The sequence below is a fragment of the Dactylosporangium sp. CS-047395 genome (assembly GCF_050942185.1).
Lineage (GTDB): Bacteria > Actinomycetota > Actinomycetes > Mycobacteriales > Micromonosporaceae > Dactylosporangium.
The window spans coordinates 2,019,536-2,033,319 of sequence record NZ_CP192015.1; the positions used below are offsets into that span (position 1 = coordinate 2,019,536).

Here is a 13,784-nt window from a genome sequence, read left to right on the forward strand (position 1 = left end):
GCCTAAAGTGGCTCCGTCCACCACCCCTTGACCTGGCGTCAAGCCATCGGGCCAGGGTTCACCCGCCACGAACGGGTGAGCCGGGACCGCCGGCGCGCCGTGAAGGACCAGCATGCTCCGTCGTCGTACCACCATTGCGACCATCGCCGGACTCGCCCTGCTGGCCACCGCCGGATGCAGCGACGCCGACGCCAAGAACGGGCCGCAGCCGCCGAAGACCGGCGGCACCGTGCACGTCGTGGTGAGCGCCAAGCCGGCCCACCTCGACCCGCAGCGGGTCGCCACGGCCACCGACGCCAACCTCAGCCGCCTGGTCTCCCGGACGCTCACCACGTTCAAGTCCGAGCCGGGCGCGGCCTCCAGCGAGATCGTGGGCGACCTGGCCACCGACGCCGGCCGCCCGAGCGAGGGCAACCGGGTCTGGGACTTCCAGCTCAAGGACGACGTGCGCTGGGAGGACGGCACCCCGATCACGTGCGCCGACGTGAAGTACGGCGTCGAGCGCAGCTTCTCCAACCTGTTCTCGGTCGCCCAGCCGTACGCCAAGACCTACCTGGCCGACGCGGACTCCTACGCGGGCCCGTTCGTCGGCGGGAACAACGGCGGCAAGGGCCTCACGTCCGTGCAGTGCGTCGACACCCGCAACATCCGGTTCACGCTGAACCAGCCGATCGGCGACTTCGGGTACACGGTGGCCATGTCGGTCTTCGCGCCCGTGCCGGCCAAGCAGGACACCAAGAACGACTACGACAAGAAGCCGTTCTCGTCCGGGCCGTACAAGCTGCAGGAGAACACCGACCAGCACCTGGTCTACGTGCGCAACTCATACTGGAACCGCACGACCGACAGCGTCCGCAAGGCCTACCCCGACAAGATCGTCGTCGAGGCCAACGGCGACCTGCCGACCGTCACGTCGAACCTGATCACCAGCGACGGGGACAACGCCGACACGGTCGACCTGGACAAGAACGTCGCGCCCAACTTCGTGCAGCAGGTCATCAACGACCCCGACCTGTCGGCCCGGTCCATCCAGGGCAGTTACGGCGGCATCCGGTACCTCGCGATCAACAGCAAGCGCATCCCGAACCTCGCCTGCCGGCAGGCCCTGGTGTACGCGTTCGACAAGCGCAAGTTCCGGGCCGCGGCCGGCGGGTCCGTCTACGGCGACTACGCCACGACGATGATCGCGCCGCAGCTCAAGGCCCACAAGGACTTCGACGTGTACGACAGCGCCAACAACGTCGAGGGCAAGCCCGACGTCGCCCTGAAGCTGCTCGACGAGCAGCAGAAGGCCGGCAAGGCCTGCCCGAACACGCTGACGCTGTCGATCCCGGACCAGAAGGACATAAGGCGGCTGGCCACCACGGTCGTGGAGACGTACCAGCAGATCGGCATCCAGATCAAGATCAACGGGATCGACCCGGAGACGTACTTCGACGTCATCGGCAACCCGGCGAACACGAACGACCTGCTATGGGCGGGCTGGATCCCGGACTGGGCGAACGGCTCGGCGGTCATCCCGCCGCTGTTCGACGGGCGGCTCATCCCGACCAAGGCGGGCGCCACCAACAACCAGAACTACGGGCTGCTCAACAGCGCCGACATCAACGACCAGATCTCGGCCGCGCTGGCGGAGTCGGTGCCGGAGCGGCAGTACAAGCTGTGGGGCGAACTGGACCAGAAGATCGCCGAGCAGGCGGTGGTGATCCCGATCGTCTACATGAAGGCGCTGCGCATGGCGGGCACCAACATCCGCGGCGGCTTCATCCATCCGCAGTTCGGCCAGCCCGATCTGTGCGCGATCGGGCTCGCCTAGTAAGCTGGCACCCGCTGTGCCGAAGACCGCGTTCCAGATCGTGTTGCAAACCGTGTTCCTGACCGCCATCTGAGAGGACGACCGCGCCATGACGGCGTTCGCCTACACCCTGATCGTGCTGCTGGTCATCACCAGCGTGCTGCTGACCCTCCTCGTGCTGCTGCACCGCGGCAAGGGCGGCGGCATGTCCAGCATGTTCGGCGGCGGCGTGTCCTCCAGCCTCGCCGGCTCCTCGGTGGCGGAGAAGAACCTCGACCGCTACACCCTGCTGGTCGGGATCATCTGGTTCGCCTGCATCGTCGGCCTCGGCCTCTGGCTGAAAATCGTGCAAAACGGCGGCGCGTGAAAGCGCGCTCGTCCAAGTACTAGACTCCTGTGCGCGGTCCCGTGATGCTGCGGGCCGCGCGCAGGTGTTTACGCCCACACTCCTGCACTCCGTAAGACGTCGTACCCCCCGACGAACAGGAGCGAGCAGCCGTGGCAACTGGCAATGCCATCCGCGGAACACGAGTCGGCTCCGGCCCGGTGCGCTGGGCGGAGCGTGGTGAACAGGCCCCCAGGCGCAGCGTGGCCTACTGGTGCGCCAACGGGCATCTGACCCAGCCGGCGTTCGCCGCCGAGATCGAGCCCCCGGACACGTGGGACTGCCCTCGGTGCGGCCTTCCGGCCGGACAGAACGAGCAGGCCCCGCCGGAACGCCCGCGGGCCGAGCCGTACAAAACCCACCTGGCCTACGTGAAGGAGCGGCGCACCGACGCCGATGGCGAGGCCATCCTCCAGGAGGCGCTCGCGCGTCTCCGCCAACGAACAGGGCGATAAGGAAAGGGCGCCGGGTGGAAACCCGGCGCCCCTTTTCATGTCGTCCTCAGACCAGGCTGCGGAAGTTCTGCGGCAGTTCGTGGGCCGCGGCCGAGTCGAGCAGCCACAGGGTCAGTTCCCGCCCGTGCACCCCGGCCGCCGGGATCTGCCGCGGCCCGGCCGACGCCAGGGCCAGGCCCACCGCCTGCGCCTTGCCGTCCCCGGAGGCGATCAGCCACACCTCGTCGGCGGTGTTGATCGCCGGGAGGGTCAGCGTGGTGCGCACCGGTGGCGGCTTGGGGCTGCCCCGCACCGCCGAGACCGGCCGCGCCTCGAGGGTCACCGGGTGCTCCGGGAACACCGAGGCCACGTGGCCGTCTTCGCCCACGCCGAGCAGCACCACGTCGAGGTGCGGGAGTTCGGCGTGGCCGGGGCGGGCGGACTCGGCGAGCTCCTGGGCGTACCGTGCGGCGGCCGCCTCGGCGTCGTCCCCGTCCGGACCGTCCGCGGCCGGCATCGGGTGGACCCGGGCCGGGTCGAGCTTCAGCGCGTCGAGCAGGGCCGCGCGGGCCTGCGTCTCGTTGCGCTCCGGATCGCCGGCCGGCAGGAACCGCTCGTCGCCCCACCAGAAGTTGACCCGCGACCAGTCGACCGCGTCGCGGGCCGGGCTCTCGCGGATCGCCTGGTAGATCTGGGCGGCGATCCGGCCGCCGGTCAGCACGACCGTGGCCTCGCCCCGCTCGGCCTGGGCGTCGGTGAGCCGCACGATGAGCCGCGCGGCGGCCGCCTCCGCGAGCAGCCGGGGCTCGGTGTGTACGACAACCTTGCTCTGGGTCATGAAGGCACGGCCTCCTGCAGCGGTGCCGTCGCGGCCGCCTCCGGCTTTTCGGCCAGCGCGGGGTCCTTCCAGATGTGCACGCGGGGTGCCCCGCGCTCGTCCAGCCGGCGCTTGCCGGTGCCGGCGGCCAGGGCGGCCGCGTAGGGCTGGTCGGGGTCGAGCCGGCGCAGCTCCTCGGCCAGCTCGTCGCCGAGCGGGCGGCGGCTGAGCGGCAGGATGCGGTCCGGCTGGCCGGTGCGCTGCAGCGTGGCCACGCCCGCGTTGAGGTCGCGGATGAGGTTCATGGAGTTGCCGTCCTCGAGCTCCATCTCGACGGCCTCCATGATCTTGCCGCTGCCGGAGCGGCGGGTCGGGTGCACGCCGAGGCGGGCCTCCAGCCAGCCGCCGAGCAGCAGCCCGGTGGGGTCGTGCTCGGGCGCCACGATCGTCGCCGAGCGCACGCCGACCCGGTTGGCGTCGAACGCGCCGGCCAGCAGGGTGCGCCACGGGGTGATCCGCGACCAGGCCAGGTCGGTGTCGCCGGGGACGTAGTCGTCCGAGCGCACCCGCAGCGCGGCCACCGGGTCCGCGGCCTGCGCGCTGTCGGTGATGCGGCGGTCGGCCACGACACCCAGCGGGTCGTAGGCGATCCGCTCCGGCGGCGCGCACTGCCACCACGTCACCACCGGCACGTCCGGGGCGAGCAGCGGCATGACGACCGACTCGGCGTGCAGCGCCAGCCGGCCCTGCATGCGCATCACGACGGCCTCGCACGGCCCGAGCCGCCCGCCGACCACGATCTCGGCGTCGAGCCGGGACCGCTGCTGGGTGACGTCGGCGCGCACAATGATGAGCAGCCGGCACGGGTGCGCGGAGGCGGCGATGGTGGCCGCCGCCTCGGCCTCGCGGACCTGCCGCTCGTCGACCACGGAGATCAGCGTCAGCGCCAGGCCGCTGGTCAGCCCGCCGGCGCTGCGCCGCTCGTTGGCCAGGGCCTTGACCACCTCGATGCCGGTGGTGTCCCACAAACCAATCATGTCCATGTCTCCCTTTCGGCCCCGGTCAGGCCCGGCGCCAGGCGCGGCCCTCGCGGGCCAGCATCTCGTCGGCGGCGCGCGGTCCCCACTCGCCCGCGCGGTACGGCTCGGGGGTGGAGCCGGCCCAGGCCTCCTCCAGCGGGTCGACCACGTTCCAGCTCGCCTCGACCTCGGCCGAGTCGGGGAACAGCGTCTTGTCGCCGACCAGGACGTCGAGGATGAGCCGCTCGTAGGCCTCGGGGCTGGCGTCGGTGAACGCCTCGCCGTACTGGAAGTCCATCGCGATGTCGCGGACCTCCATCGTCGTGCCCGGGACCTTCGAGCCGAACTTCAGCATCACGCCCTCGTCCGGCTGGACCCGGATCACGAGCTGGTTGTTGCCCAACATCTCCACGTCGGCGTCGTGGAACGGCAGGTGCGGCGCCTTCTTGAACAGCACCGCGAGCTCGGTGACGCGCCGGGGGAGGCGCTTGCCGGCCCGGATGTAGAACGGCACCCCGGCCCAGCGGCGGTTCTGGATGCCCAGGCGGGTCGCCACGTAGGTCTCCGTCTTGGAGTCCGACGGCACGTCCTTCTCCTCCAGGTACCCCGGGACGCGCTCCCCGGCGACCCAGCCCGTCAGGTACTGCCCCCGGACCGTGTTCGTGAACACGTCGGTCGGCACCTTGATGGCGTTGAGGACCTTGAGCTTCTCGGTACGGATGGCATCCGCGTCGAACGCCGTCGGCTCCTCCATCGCGACCAGGGCCAGCAGCTGCAGCAGGTGGTTCTGCAGCACGTCGCGGGCGGTGCCGACCTTGTCGTAGAAGCCGGCCCGGGTGCCGATGCCGACGTCCTCGGCCATGGTGATCTGCACCGAGTCGACATAGTTGGAGTTCCACACCGGCTCGAACAGGTTGTTGGCGAACCGCAGCGCCATGATGTTCTGGACGGTCTCCTTGCCCAGGTAGTGGTCGATGCGGAACACGTCCTGGGCGGTGAAGGCGTCGTCGACGAGGTCGTTGAGCTGCTTGGCCGAGCCCAGGTCGTAGCCGAACGGCTTCTCCACCACGACCCGCCGCCAGCCGCCGGACTTCGCGTTGTCCGACATGCCGGTGCGCTCGAGCTGCTTGAGCACGACCGGGAAGGCCGAGGGCGGGATCGACAGGTAGAACGCCGCGTTGCCCGGGATGCCGGACTCCTCGTGGAGGTCGTCGAGCGTCTGCGCGAGGTGGTCGAAGGCCTGGTCGTCCTCGAACGAGCCGGGCACGAACTTGATGTTGCCGGCCAGCCGCGACCACACCTCCTCCCGCCACGTGGTCCGGGCGCCGTTCTGGGCCGCCTTGCGCGCCAGGTCCTCGAAGTCGCCGTCGCCCCAGTCGCGCCGGGCGAAGCCGAGCACGGCGAAGCTCGGCGGCAGCAGACCCCGATTGGCCAGGTCGTAGACGGCCGGGATGAGCTTCTTGCGGGCCAGGTCACCCGTGACGCCGAAGATGACCAGCGCGCACGGCTCGGGAATCCGAGGCAGTCGCCGGTCCTGCGGGTCCCGCAGCGGATTGGTCATCAGTTCTCACCCTCCGAGGGCGGCCAACAGTTCCTCAATACCGGTTGCCCGGTCGGTCAGATGCAAACGCAGCCACGGCCCGTCACCCGGGGCGGTTTCCGCAGCCGCGGCGCCGGCGGCCTGCAGCTCGCCGAACGTGTACGGCCGGCCGGGCACCCGCACGTCGCCGGTCACCGCGCCGGTGATCAGCAGCGTGGCGCCCGAGCCGGGGGCCGAGCGCGGTCCCCAGCCGAAGGTGACGGCCCGGGCGACCCGGCCGCCGAGGGCGTCGCGCACCCCGGCCGCCGCGACGTCGCCGCGCGGGTCGAGATGCGCCTCGATCGCGATCCGGCCGCCGGGCGGGACGGCGCCGGCGAGCGCGTCGATCGCGCCGATGAGGGTGGTGGCGCCCGTCTGGCCGTACACCTGGATGCTGCCCTCGACCAGGGACGGGGCGCGCTCGGGGCGGCCGCTCTCCAGCACGCGCAGGAGGCGGTCGTCGGCCTCGGGTGCCGGTCGCGGCCGGGCCCCGGCGACCGTCGCGGCCTGCTCCCAGGCGAGCAGCTGCGCGCCGAGCGGTCCGTTGACGGAGATGTCGGGGCGGATGCCGCCGCCGGGCATGATCGCGCGGCCGAGGACGCCGCCGACGGTCACGCCGAGCACGTCGGGGCCCTCGTGGCCCCAGGACGACGGGTTCTCCAGGGCGACGGTGGTGAGCGCGTCGCCGAACAGCTGCTCGATCCACGGTCCCAGGCCGTCGATGCCGGTCCCGTCGGGGGCCACGGCGAGCTTGTCGCGGCCCGCTCCGACGGCCTTGGCGATGGCCTCGCCCAGCGCGACGCCGGGCAGCACGGGCACGTCGGAGACGTCGGCCGATTCGGCCACCGCCCCGAAGCCCGCCGGCCTGCGCTGCGCCGGTGCCGGCGCGATGAACGCGCGGGCCTCCGCGAGGAGCGCGGCGGGGGAGGCGCCGGCCAGCCCGGCCGGGACGAGCGAATACGCGCTGAGCGCGGAAGTGGTGGGCGGGGCGAGGAACAGCGGCGCACCCAGTTCCCGCGCGAACGTCGCGAGCGGGGAGTCGGGCGCCGTCACGACGACGAAACGCCGGCCCGCATCGTGCAGGCCGGCGTCCTCGAACGCTTGCAGGAACGCCCGTCGATGGGCGTCCACCACGGCCGTCGGTGCCGGCGCGGCCAGCACGACCACCGTCCGCTCCAGCCGATCGGACAGCGCCGCGCGCACCTGGTGCGGATCGGCCGTGTCGAGCACGGTGAGGTCGAGGCCCAGGGTGGCGGCGATCGCCGCGGCCCCGGTGCCCGGCCCGCAGAGCACGACCCGGTCCAGGCCGCGCGCGCGGACCGCGGCGATCTGGTCGGTCAGCTCGGGGCCGGGGAGCAACGGAAAGGGGGCGGGTGCGTCCGCCGGACGCGCGGTCGCGGTGACCCCGAACACCGTGAGTCCGGCCGCCGCCACGACGTCGTCGAGCAGATCAGACACCCGCCACCCCCTGCATGCCCTCATCTTGGCGCCCGTACGGGACGGGCGCGGCAAGAACGCGTGAACGTCAGGACGCGGAGTCCAACGCCTTCTGGACGGTCTCGATCATTTCCTTGCCGCTCACGTTGAACTTCTCGACGCCCTCGCGCTCGAGCACCTCGACCACGTCGTTGTAGTCGATGCCCAGCGCGGCCAGCCGGTCCATGACCTGCTGGGCCTCGTCGTAGCTGCCCGTGATGGCGTCCAGGCGCACCTCGCCGTGGTCGGCGAAGGCGTGGATCACCGGCTCCGGCATGGTGTTGACCGTGCCCGGGGCGACGAGCTCCTCGACGTAGATGACGTCGCGGTACTCCGGGTTCTTGGTCGAGGTCGACGCCCACAGCGGCCGCTGCGGCTGGGCGCCCGCGTCGGCCAGCGCCTGCCAGCGCTCCGAGGAGAACAGCTGCTCGTAGAGCTTGTACGCGAGCTTCGCGTTGGCGATGGCCGCCTTGCCCTTGAGCGCCTTGGCCTCGTCGGTGCCGATCTTGTCGAGGCGCTTGTCGTACTCGGTGTCCACGCGGGACACGAAGAACGACGCCACCGAGCCGATCTTGGACAGGTCGTGGCCGTTCGCCTTGGCCTGCTCGAGCCCCTCGAAGAAGGCGTTCATCACGGCCTCGTAGCGCTCCAGCGAGAAGATCAGCGTGACGTTGACGCTGATGCCCTCGGCGAGGGTCGCCGTGATCGCCGGCAGGCCCTCCTTGGTCGCCGGGATCTTGATGAACAGGTTGTCGCGGTCGACCAGCCACCACAGCGCCTTGGCCTCGGCGATGGTGCGGGCGGTGTCCGCGGCCAGGCCCGGGTCCACCTCGATCGAGACGCGGCCGTCGACGCCCTTGCTGGCGTCGGCGGCGGGCTTCATCACGTCGCAGGCCCAGCGCACGTCGTAGGTCATCATGGCGCGCATCGCCTCGTTGACCTGCGCGTCGCGCAGGGCGAGGTCCTTGACCTGGTCGGCGTAGTCCTCGGCGGCGCTGAGGGCCTTGGCGAAGATGGTCGGATTGCTGGTCACGCCGACGAGGTGCTGTTCGCGGCGGAGCTTGTCCAGCCCGCCGCTGCTCAGCCGCTGCCGGGAGAGGTCGTCGAGCCAGATCGCCACACCAGCGGCGGCGAGCTCGGCCAGCCGATCGGAACTCATCGCGGTTCTCCTTTTACTCAGTTGCCGGTGGTGCTGCCGGTGATCTCGCCGACCTTGGCGAGGGAGGCGTGCGCGGCCGCGACGACAGCGTCCACGGTGAAGCCGAACTGCTCGAACAGCACCGTGTAGGGGGCGCTCGCGCCGTAGTGCTCGATGCTCACGGCCTCGCCGCTGTCGCCGAGGTACTTCTGCCAGGACATCGCGATGCCGGCCTCGACGGTGACGCGGGCCTTCACGCCGGTCGGGATGACCTGCTGGCGGTACGCCGCGTCCTGCTCGTCGAACCACTCCTGGCACGGCATCGACACGACCCGGGTCGGGGTGCCGTCGGCCTCCAGGCGCTTCTGCGCCTCGACCGCGAGCTGCAGCTCGGAGCCGGTGGCGATGAGGATCACCTGGGGCTGGCCGTCGGCGGCGTCCTTGAGGATGTAGCCGCCCTTGGCCACGTTCTCGGCCGGGGCGTAGACGGTGCGGTCCAGGGTCGGCAGGTTCTGCCGGGTGAGCGCGAGCGCCACCGGCTGGTCCTTGCGCTCCAGGGCCGCCTTCCAGGCCTGCGCGGTCTCGTTGGCGTCGCCCGGGCGGACCACGGCGAGGCCGGGAATCGCCCGCAGCGCCGAGAGGTGCTCGATCGGCTGGTGCGTCGGGCCGTCCTCGCCGAGGCCGATCGAGTCGTGCGTCCACACGTAGATGACCGGCTGCTTCATGATCGAGGCGAGCCGGACCGCCGGGCGCATGTAGTCGGAGAAGACGAGGAACGTTCCGCCGTAGGGGCGGGTCGGCCCGTGCAGCTTGATGCCGTTGAGGATCGAGCCCATGCCGTGCTCGCGGATGCCGAAGTGCAGGGTGCGGCCGTACTCGTTGCCGGGGAACGCCTTGGTCGCGTATTCCGACGGCAGGAACGAGGGCTCGCCCTCCATCGTCGTGTTGTTGCTCTCGGCCAGGTCGGCCGAGCCGCCCCACAGCTCCGGCAGCACCCCGGCCAGGGCGCCGAGCGTGTCGCCGGACGCCTTGCGGGTGGCCACGCCCTTCTCGCTGGCCGGGAACTCCGGCAGCGCCTTCTCCCAGCCGTCCGGCAGCGCGCCGGCGAGCAGGCGGTCGAGCAGCGTGGCCCGCTCGCCCGCGCCCTCGCGCCACTGCGCGAAGCCCTTGTCCCACTCGGCGTGCTGGGCCTTGCCGCGCTCGATGGCGCCGCGGACGTGCGCGAGCACGTCGTCGGCCACCTCGAAGGTCAGCGCTGGGTCGAAGCCGAGCACCTCCTTGGTCGCCTTGACCTCGTCGGCGCCGAGGGCGGAGCCGTGGATCTTGCCGGTGTTCTGCTTCTTCGGGGCCGGCCAGCCGATGATGGTGCGCAGCGCGATGAACGACGGCTTGTCGGTCACCGCCTTGGCGGCCTGGATCGCGTCCCACAGCGCGTGGACGTCCTCCTGGTAGACCCCGTCGCCGGCGTCGTGGCCCTTGCGCCAGTCGACGACCTGCACGTGGAAGCCGTAGGCCTCGTAGCGCTTGGCCACGTCCTCGCTCTTGGCGACCTTGGTGTCGTCCTCGATCGAGATCTCGTTGTCGTCGTAGATGACGGTCAGGTTGCCCAGCTTCTGGTGTCCGGCGAGCGCGCTGACCTCGTGGCTGATGCCCTCCTCGATGTCGCCGTCGGAGCACAGCACGTAGACGTCGTGGTCGAAGAGGCTCTGCCCGATGCCCGGCTCCGGGTCGAACAGGCCGCGCTCGCGGCGGGCCGCCATGGCGAAGCCGACCGCGTTGCCGATGCCCTGGCCGAGCGGGCCGGTGGTGGTCTCGACACCGGCGGTGTGGCCGTGCTCGGGGTGGCCCGGGGTCAGCGAGCCCCACTGCCGCAGCGACTTCAGGTCGTCGATGCTCAGGCCGTAGCCGGCCAGGTACAGCTGGATGTACAGCGTCAGGCTGGAATGCCCGCAGGAGAGCACGAACCGGTCGCGGCCGAGCCAGTTCGGGTCGGTGGGGTCGTGCTTCATGACCTTCTGGAACAGAAGGTAGGCGGCCGGTGCCAGGCTCATCGCGGTGCCGGGGTGGCCGTTGCCGGCCTTCTCGACGGCGTCCATCGCGAGCACCCGGACCGTGTCGACGGCGCGCCGGTCGACGTCGGACCAGGAAAGCTCGGGACCCTTGACCTTCTCATCGCTCACGGCGGTGCTGCTCCTGTCGAACGGCGAGTTTGTGAAAATCGCGAAAGGGTTATCAAGTCGACCCTACCCACGATCGGGTGGCGCCACGCGCAGTCGACCATGTTTCGGACATCGGCGACACTGCCGCGGCAACGGTAGTCGATGGCGTCATCCGGCCTCCCGGCCGGATGAGCCGCAATGCCGGCGAGCCGGACACGCCCTGGATCGATTCAGCCCTGAGCGAAATTTCTCATCGCGGGACGGTCCTCTCGATCGGGTCCCCGGGGTCGCCGTCCGACCTGCTCTGATCCTGTTCTACGATGCGGGAGCCCGCTGATCTCGGCGGGATCCCCGCTCCGCCGCATGGCCTCGCCCCGGGAAGGTGGCAAACCAGACGTGACGCAACTCGTCGACCCCGGTGTCGCTGACCAGCTCACGTCCGCCCCGGTGCGCCCGACCACGGCGGCTGCCCTCGCCCGGTTGCAGCAGCGCGAGGACGCCGCGCGCCGGGCCGGTCTCGGCGCGGTGGTCAAGGCCTACGTCTCGCTGACCAAGCCGCGCATCGTCGAGCTCCTGCTGGTCACCACCGTCCCGGTGATGTTCCTGGCCGACAAGGGCCTGCCGTCGCTGTGGCTGGTGCTCGTCGTGCTCGTGGGCGGCTCGCTCGCGGCCGGCGCGGCCAACGCGCTGAACTGCTACATCGACCGCGACATCGACCAGCTGATGAAGCGCACGTCGCGGCGCCCGCTGGCCACCCACACCGTGTCGCCGCGCAGCGCGCTCATCTTCGGGCTGACGCTGGCCGCGGTGTCGACGGTGCTCATGGCCACGTTCACCAACCTGCTGGCCACGCTGCTGACCGTCGGCGCGATCGCCTACTACGACCTCGTGTACACGATGTGGCTCAAGCGAACCACGCCGCAGAACACGGTCTGGGGCGGCGCGTGCGGGGCGGCCCCGGTGCTGATCGGCTGGGCCGCGGTCACCGGCGGGCTCTCGTGGACCGCGTGGGTGCTCTTCGCCGTGGTCTTCCTGTGGCAGCCGCCGCACTTCTACGCGCTCGCCATCAAGTTCAAGGACGACTACGCCCGGGCCGGCATCCCGATGCTGCCCGTGGTGCGCAGCCTGCGCCGGGTCGGGCTGGAGACGGTGATCTACAGCTGGCTCACAGTCGGCGCCTCGGTCGCGCTCTGGCCGATGGGCATGACCCCGCTCTACGGCGTCGTCGCCGTCGTCACCGGCGCGCTGCTGCTCGTCGAGGCGCACCGCCTCCACGGCCGGGCCCGCCGCGAGGAGCCGCTCAAGCCGATGCGGCTGTTCCACTGGTCGGTCACGTACCTGACGCTGCTGTTCGTCGCCGTCGCGGTGGACGCGCTCATCCAGTAAGTTTCGCGGCCGTCACCGGGGGCCGGAACCCCCGGTGATATGGGGGTCTAAGCGAAACTTAAGCCAGAAACGCCCGAATTTCTTGGCACACCCTTCAGGGTTCACCCGACGTGACAAGAGTCTCGCTTTCCGGCGGATGTCAATCCCGAAGAAAATCCGGATATTTACCGACACGGCCGGGCAAATCGGTAGCCGTCAACGCTAAACCCGTTGGTAAGAACGATCACAAGAGGGGCCGAGTTCACCCGCAGGTGGCTTTTGGTCCCTCTAGTGTGGCCGTCATGGCAGATGGTTCCGATACGACGATGACCCTCAACCGCCCGGTCCCGGGTGGTCTGATCGCCGGCCTGAAGTCCTTCGCGGACGACCACGGCGGCGCGAAGGCGGTCATCGAGTACGTCGGCCGGCGCGGTGCCCGCATCGTGCTCGTCGGAGAGGACGGCGTCTGGGGCGACCAGTTCGCCGAGGGCACGGACATCGCACGGTCCGCCTGCGCCCAGGCCGGGGTCACGATCGAGAACGCCTGGGAGCGCGAGCTCCTCGAGCACATGCGCCCGAGCAACGACCTCTGGCGCTCCATGGGGCGCCGCACGCTCTCCCGCTAGCGTGCCCCGGATTACGGCCGACGCGCGGTAGCGGCGTCCCTGTCCCGCACACAGGTATCGTCGCCGCGTGAGCCAAGATCCACAGACCGACACATCCCATTCCCATGCGACCCGGGCCGCCGCCCGGGTCGCTCTCGTTACCTGTGCCGACCTGCCGGAGCTGGACCCGGACGACCGCGCGCTGCTGCCGGCCCTGGCCGCGCTGGGCATCGCCGCCGAGCCCGCGATCTGGGACGCCGGCGACGTCGACTGGGCCGGCTACGACCTGGTCGTGGTGCGCGACACGTGGGACTACGCCAAGCGGCGCGAGCAGTTCCTGCGGTGGGCCCGCTCGGTGCCGCGGCTGGCCAACCCGGCGGCGGTCATCGAGTGGAACACCGACAAGCGGTACCTGCGCGAGCTGGCCGCGGCCGGCATCCCCGTCGTGCCGACGACGTGGGTCGAGCCGGGCGACGCGTTCGTGCCCGAGGGCCGCGGCGAGATCGTGGTCAAGCCCGCGGTGAGCGCCGGCAGCATCGACACCGGGCGGTACGACCTCATGACCCAGGCCCCGGCGGCCGCGGCGCACGTGCGGCGGCTGCAGGAGGACGGGCGGGTGGTGATGATCCAGCCGTACCTCGACGCGGTGGACACGGCCGGGGAGACGGCGCTGCTGTTCATCGACGGCGCCTTCAGCCACGCGATCCGCAAGGGCGCCATCCTCACCGGGCCGTACGAGGAGGGCGGGTTGCTGTACCAGAACGAGAACATCTCGGCGCGCGAGCCGTCGGCGCAGGAGCACGCGCTCGCCGCGCGGGTGCTGGCGGCGCTTCCGGGAGGTGCGGGCACGTTGCTGTACACCCGCGTGGATCTGCTGCCCTCGCCGGACGGGCCGGTGGTGATCGAGGTCGAGCTGACCGAGCCGTCGCTGTTCTTCGGCTTCGCGGACGGCTCGGCGGACCGCTTCGCCGCGGCCGTGGCGCGCCGGCTCACATAGCCGCTCCCCGTGCCG

General features: G+C 71.0%; 12 protein-coding genes. 6 read left to right on the forward strand and 6 right to left on the reverse strand.

Annotated elements, in window-relative coordinates; all coding sequences use genetic code 11:
• Positions 1–112 precede the first annotated feature (112 nt).
• The 3 genes from ACQP00_RS09325 to ACQP00_RS09335 all read left to right on the forward strand — a co-directional run bounded on the left by ACQP00_RS09325 (position 113) and on the right by ACQP00_RS09335 (position 2,635).
• A complete protein-coding gene (locus tag ACQP00_RS09325; protein WP_433217257.1) occupies positions 113–1,816 on the forward strand; it encodes an ABC transporter substrate-binding protein in 1,704 nt (567 codons plus the stop codon).
• 88 nt (positions 1,817–1,904) lie between these two features.
• Positions 1,905–2,162 (forward strand): preprotein translocase subunit SecG, encoded by a 258-nt coding sequence (gene secG, locus ACQP00_RS09330; protein ID WP_344614412.1) that lies wholly within the window; start codon positions 1,905–1,907, stop codon positions 2,160–2,162.
• Positions 2,163–2,293: 131 nt separating this feature from the next.
• Positions 2,294–2,635 (forward strand): RNA polymerase-binding protein RbpA, encoded by a 342-nt coding sequence (locus ACQP00_RS09335; protein ID WP_433217260.1) that lies wholly within the window; start codon positions 2,294–2,296, stop codon positions 2,633–2,635.
• Between the two features lie 46 nt (positions 2,636–2,681).
• On the opposite strand, the gene pgl is transcribed toward ACQP00_RS09335, so the two are convergent.
• The 6 genes from pgl to tkt all read right to left on the reverse strand — a co-directional run bounded on the left by pgl (position 2,682) and on the right by tkt (position 10,739).
• Positions 2,682–3,452 carry a 6-phosphogluconolactonase gene (pgl, locus tag ACQP00_RS09340; protein WP_433217263.1) on the reverse strand — a complete coding sequence of 257 codons (771 nt, stop codon included), beginning with the start codon at positions 3,450–3,452 and terminating at the stop codon, positions 2,682–2,684.
• Positions 3,449–4,468 carry a glucose-6-phosphate dehydrogenase assembly protein OpcA gene (locus ACQP00_RS09345; RefSeq protein WP_433217266.1) on the reverse strand — a complete coding sequence of 340 codons (1,020 nt, stop codon included), beginning with the start codon at positions 4,466–4,468 and terminating at the stop codon, positions 3,449–3,451. The genes pgl and ACQP00_RS09345 overlap by 4 nt, the downstream gene beginning before the upstream one ends.
• 25 nt (positions 4,469–4,493) lie before the next feature.
• Complete coding sequence (gene zwf, locus ACQP00_RS09350) at positions 4,494–6,011, reverse strand: glucose-6-phosphate dehydrogenase (RefSeq protein WP_433217269.1); 1,518 nt, start codon at positions 6,009–6,011, stop codon at positions 4,494–4,496.
• Between the two features lie 6 nt (positions 6,012–6,017).
• Positions 6,018–7,487, reverse strand: a complete 1,470-nt coding sequence (locus tag ACQP00_RS09355; protein WP_433217272.1) for a glucose-6-phosphate isomerase — start codon at positions 7,485–7,487, stop codon at positions 6,018–6,020.
• Between the two features lie 67 nt (positions 7,488–7,554).
• Positions 7,555–8,664, reverse strand: a complete 1,110-nt coding sequence (gene tal, locus ACQP00_RS09360; RefSeq protein ID WP_433217275.1) for a transaldolase — start codon at positions 8,662–8,664, stop codon at positions 7,555–7,557.
• 17 nt (positions 8,665–8,681) lie between these two features.
• Complete coding sequence (gene tkt / locus ACQP00_RS09365) at positions 8,682–10,739, reverse strand: transketolase (protein WP_433223788.1); 2,058 nt, start codon at positions 10,737–10,739, stop codon at positions 8,682–8,684.
• 459 nt (positions 10,740–11,198) lie between these two features.
• Between tkt and ACQP00_RS09370 the strand changes: the two genes are divergently transcribed.
• From ACQP00_RS09370 to ACQP00_RS09380, 3 genes are all read left to right on the forward strand, one after another.
• Positions 11,199–12,188, forward strand: coding sequence for a heme o synthase (locus ACQP00_RS09370; RefSeq protein ID WP_433217278.1), 990 nt, complete (start codon positions 11,199–11,201; stop codon positions 12,186–12,188).
• A 281-nt stretch (positions 12,189–12,469) separates the two neighbouring features.
• Entirely contained in the window at positions 12,470–12,793 is a 324-nt protein-coding gene (locus tag ACQP00_RS09375; RefSeq protein WP_433057939.1) for a hypothetical protein, read from the forward strand.
• 67 nt (positions 12,794–12,860) lie between these two features.
• Positions 12,861–13,769: an ATP-grasp domain-containing protein gene (locus tag ACQP00_RS09380; RefSeq protein ID WP_433217281.1), complete on the forward strand. Its 909-nt coding sequence runs from the start codon at positions 12,861–12,863 to the stop codon at positions 13,767–13,769.
• Positions 13,770–13,784 lie beyond the last annotated feature (15 nt).

Bases quoted from the DNA above. Each gene is read 5' to 3' on its own strand.
- ACQP00_RS09325 (WP_433217257.1), top strand. From the start codon at position 113: ATGCTCCGTCGTCGTACCACCATTGCGACCATCGCCGGACTCGCCCTG.
- secG (WP_344614412.1), top strand. From the start codon at position 1,905: ATGACGGCGTTCGCCTACACCCTGATCGTGCTGCTGGTCATCACCAGC.
- ACQP00_RS09375 (WP_433057939.1), top strand. From the start codon at position 12,470: ATGGCAGATGGTTCCGATACGACGATGACCCTCAACCGCCCGGTCCCG.
- tkt (WP_433223788.1), bottom strand. From the start codon at position 10,739: ATGGACGCCGTCGAGAAGGCCGGCAACGGCCACCCCGGCACCGCGATG.
- pgl (WP_433217263.1), bottom strand. From the start codon at position 3,452: ATGACCCAGAGCAAGGTTGTCGTACACACCGAGCCCCGGCTGCTCGCG.
- tal (WP_433217275.1), bottom strand. From the start codon at position 8,664: ATGAGTTCCGATCGGCTGGCCGAGCTCGCCGCCGCTGGTGTGGCGATC.
- zwf (WP_433217269.1), bottom strand. From the start codon at position 6,011: ATGACCAATCCGCTGCGGGACCCGCAGGACCGGCGACTGCCTCGGATT.
- ACQP00_RS09345 (WP_433217266.1), bottom strand. From the start codon at position 4,468: ATGATTGGTTTGTGGGACACCACCGGCATCGAGGTGGTCAAGGCCCTG.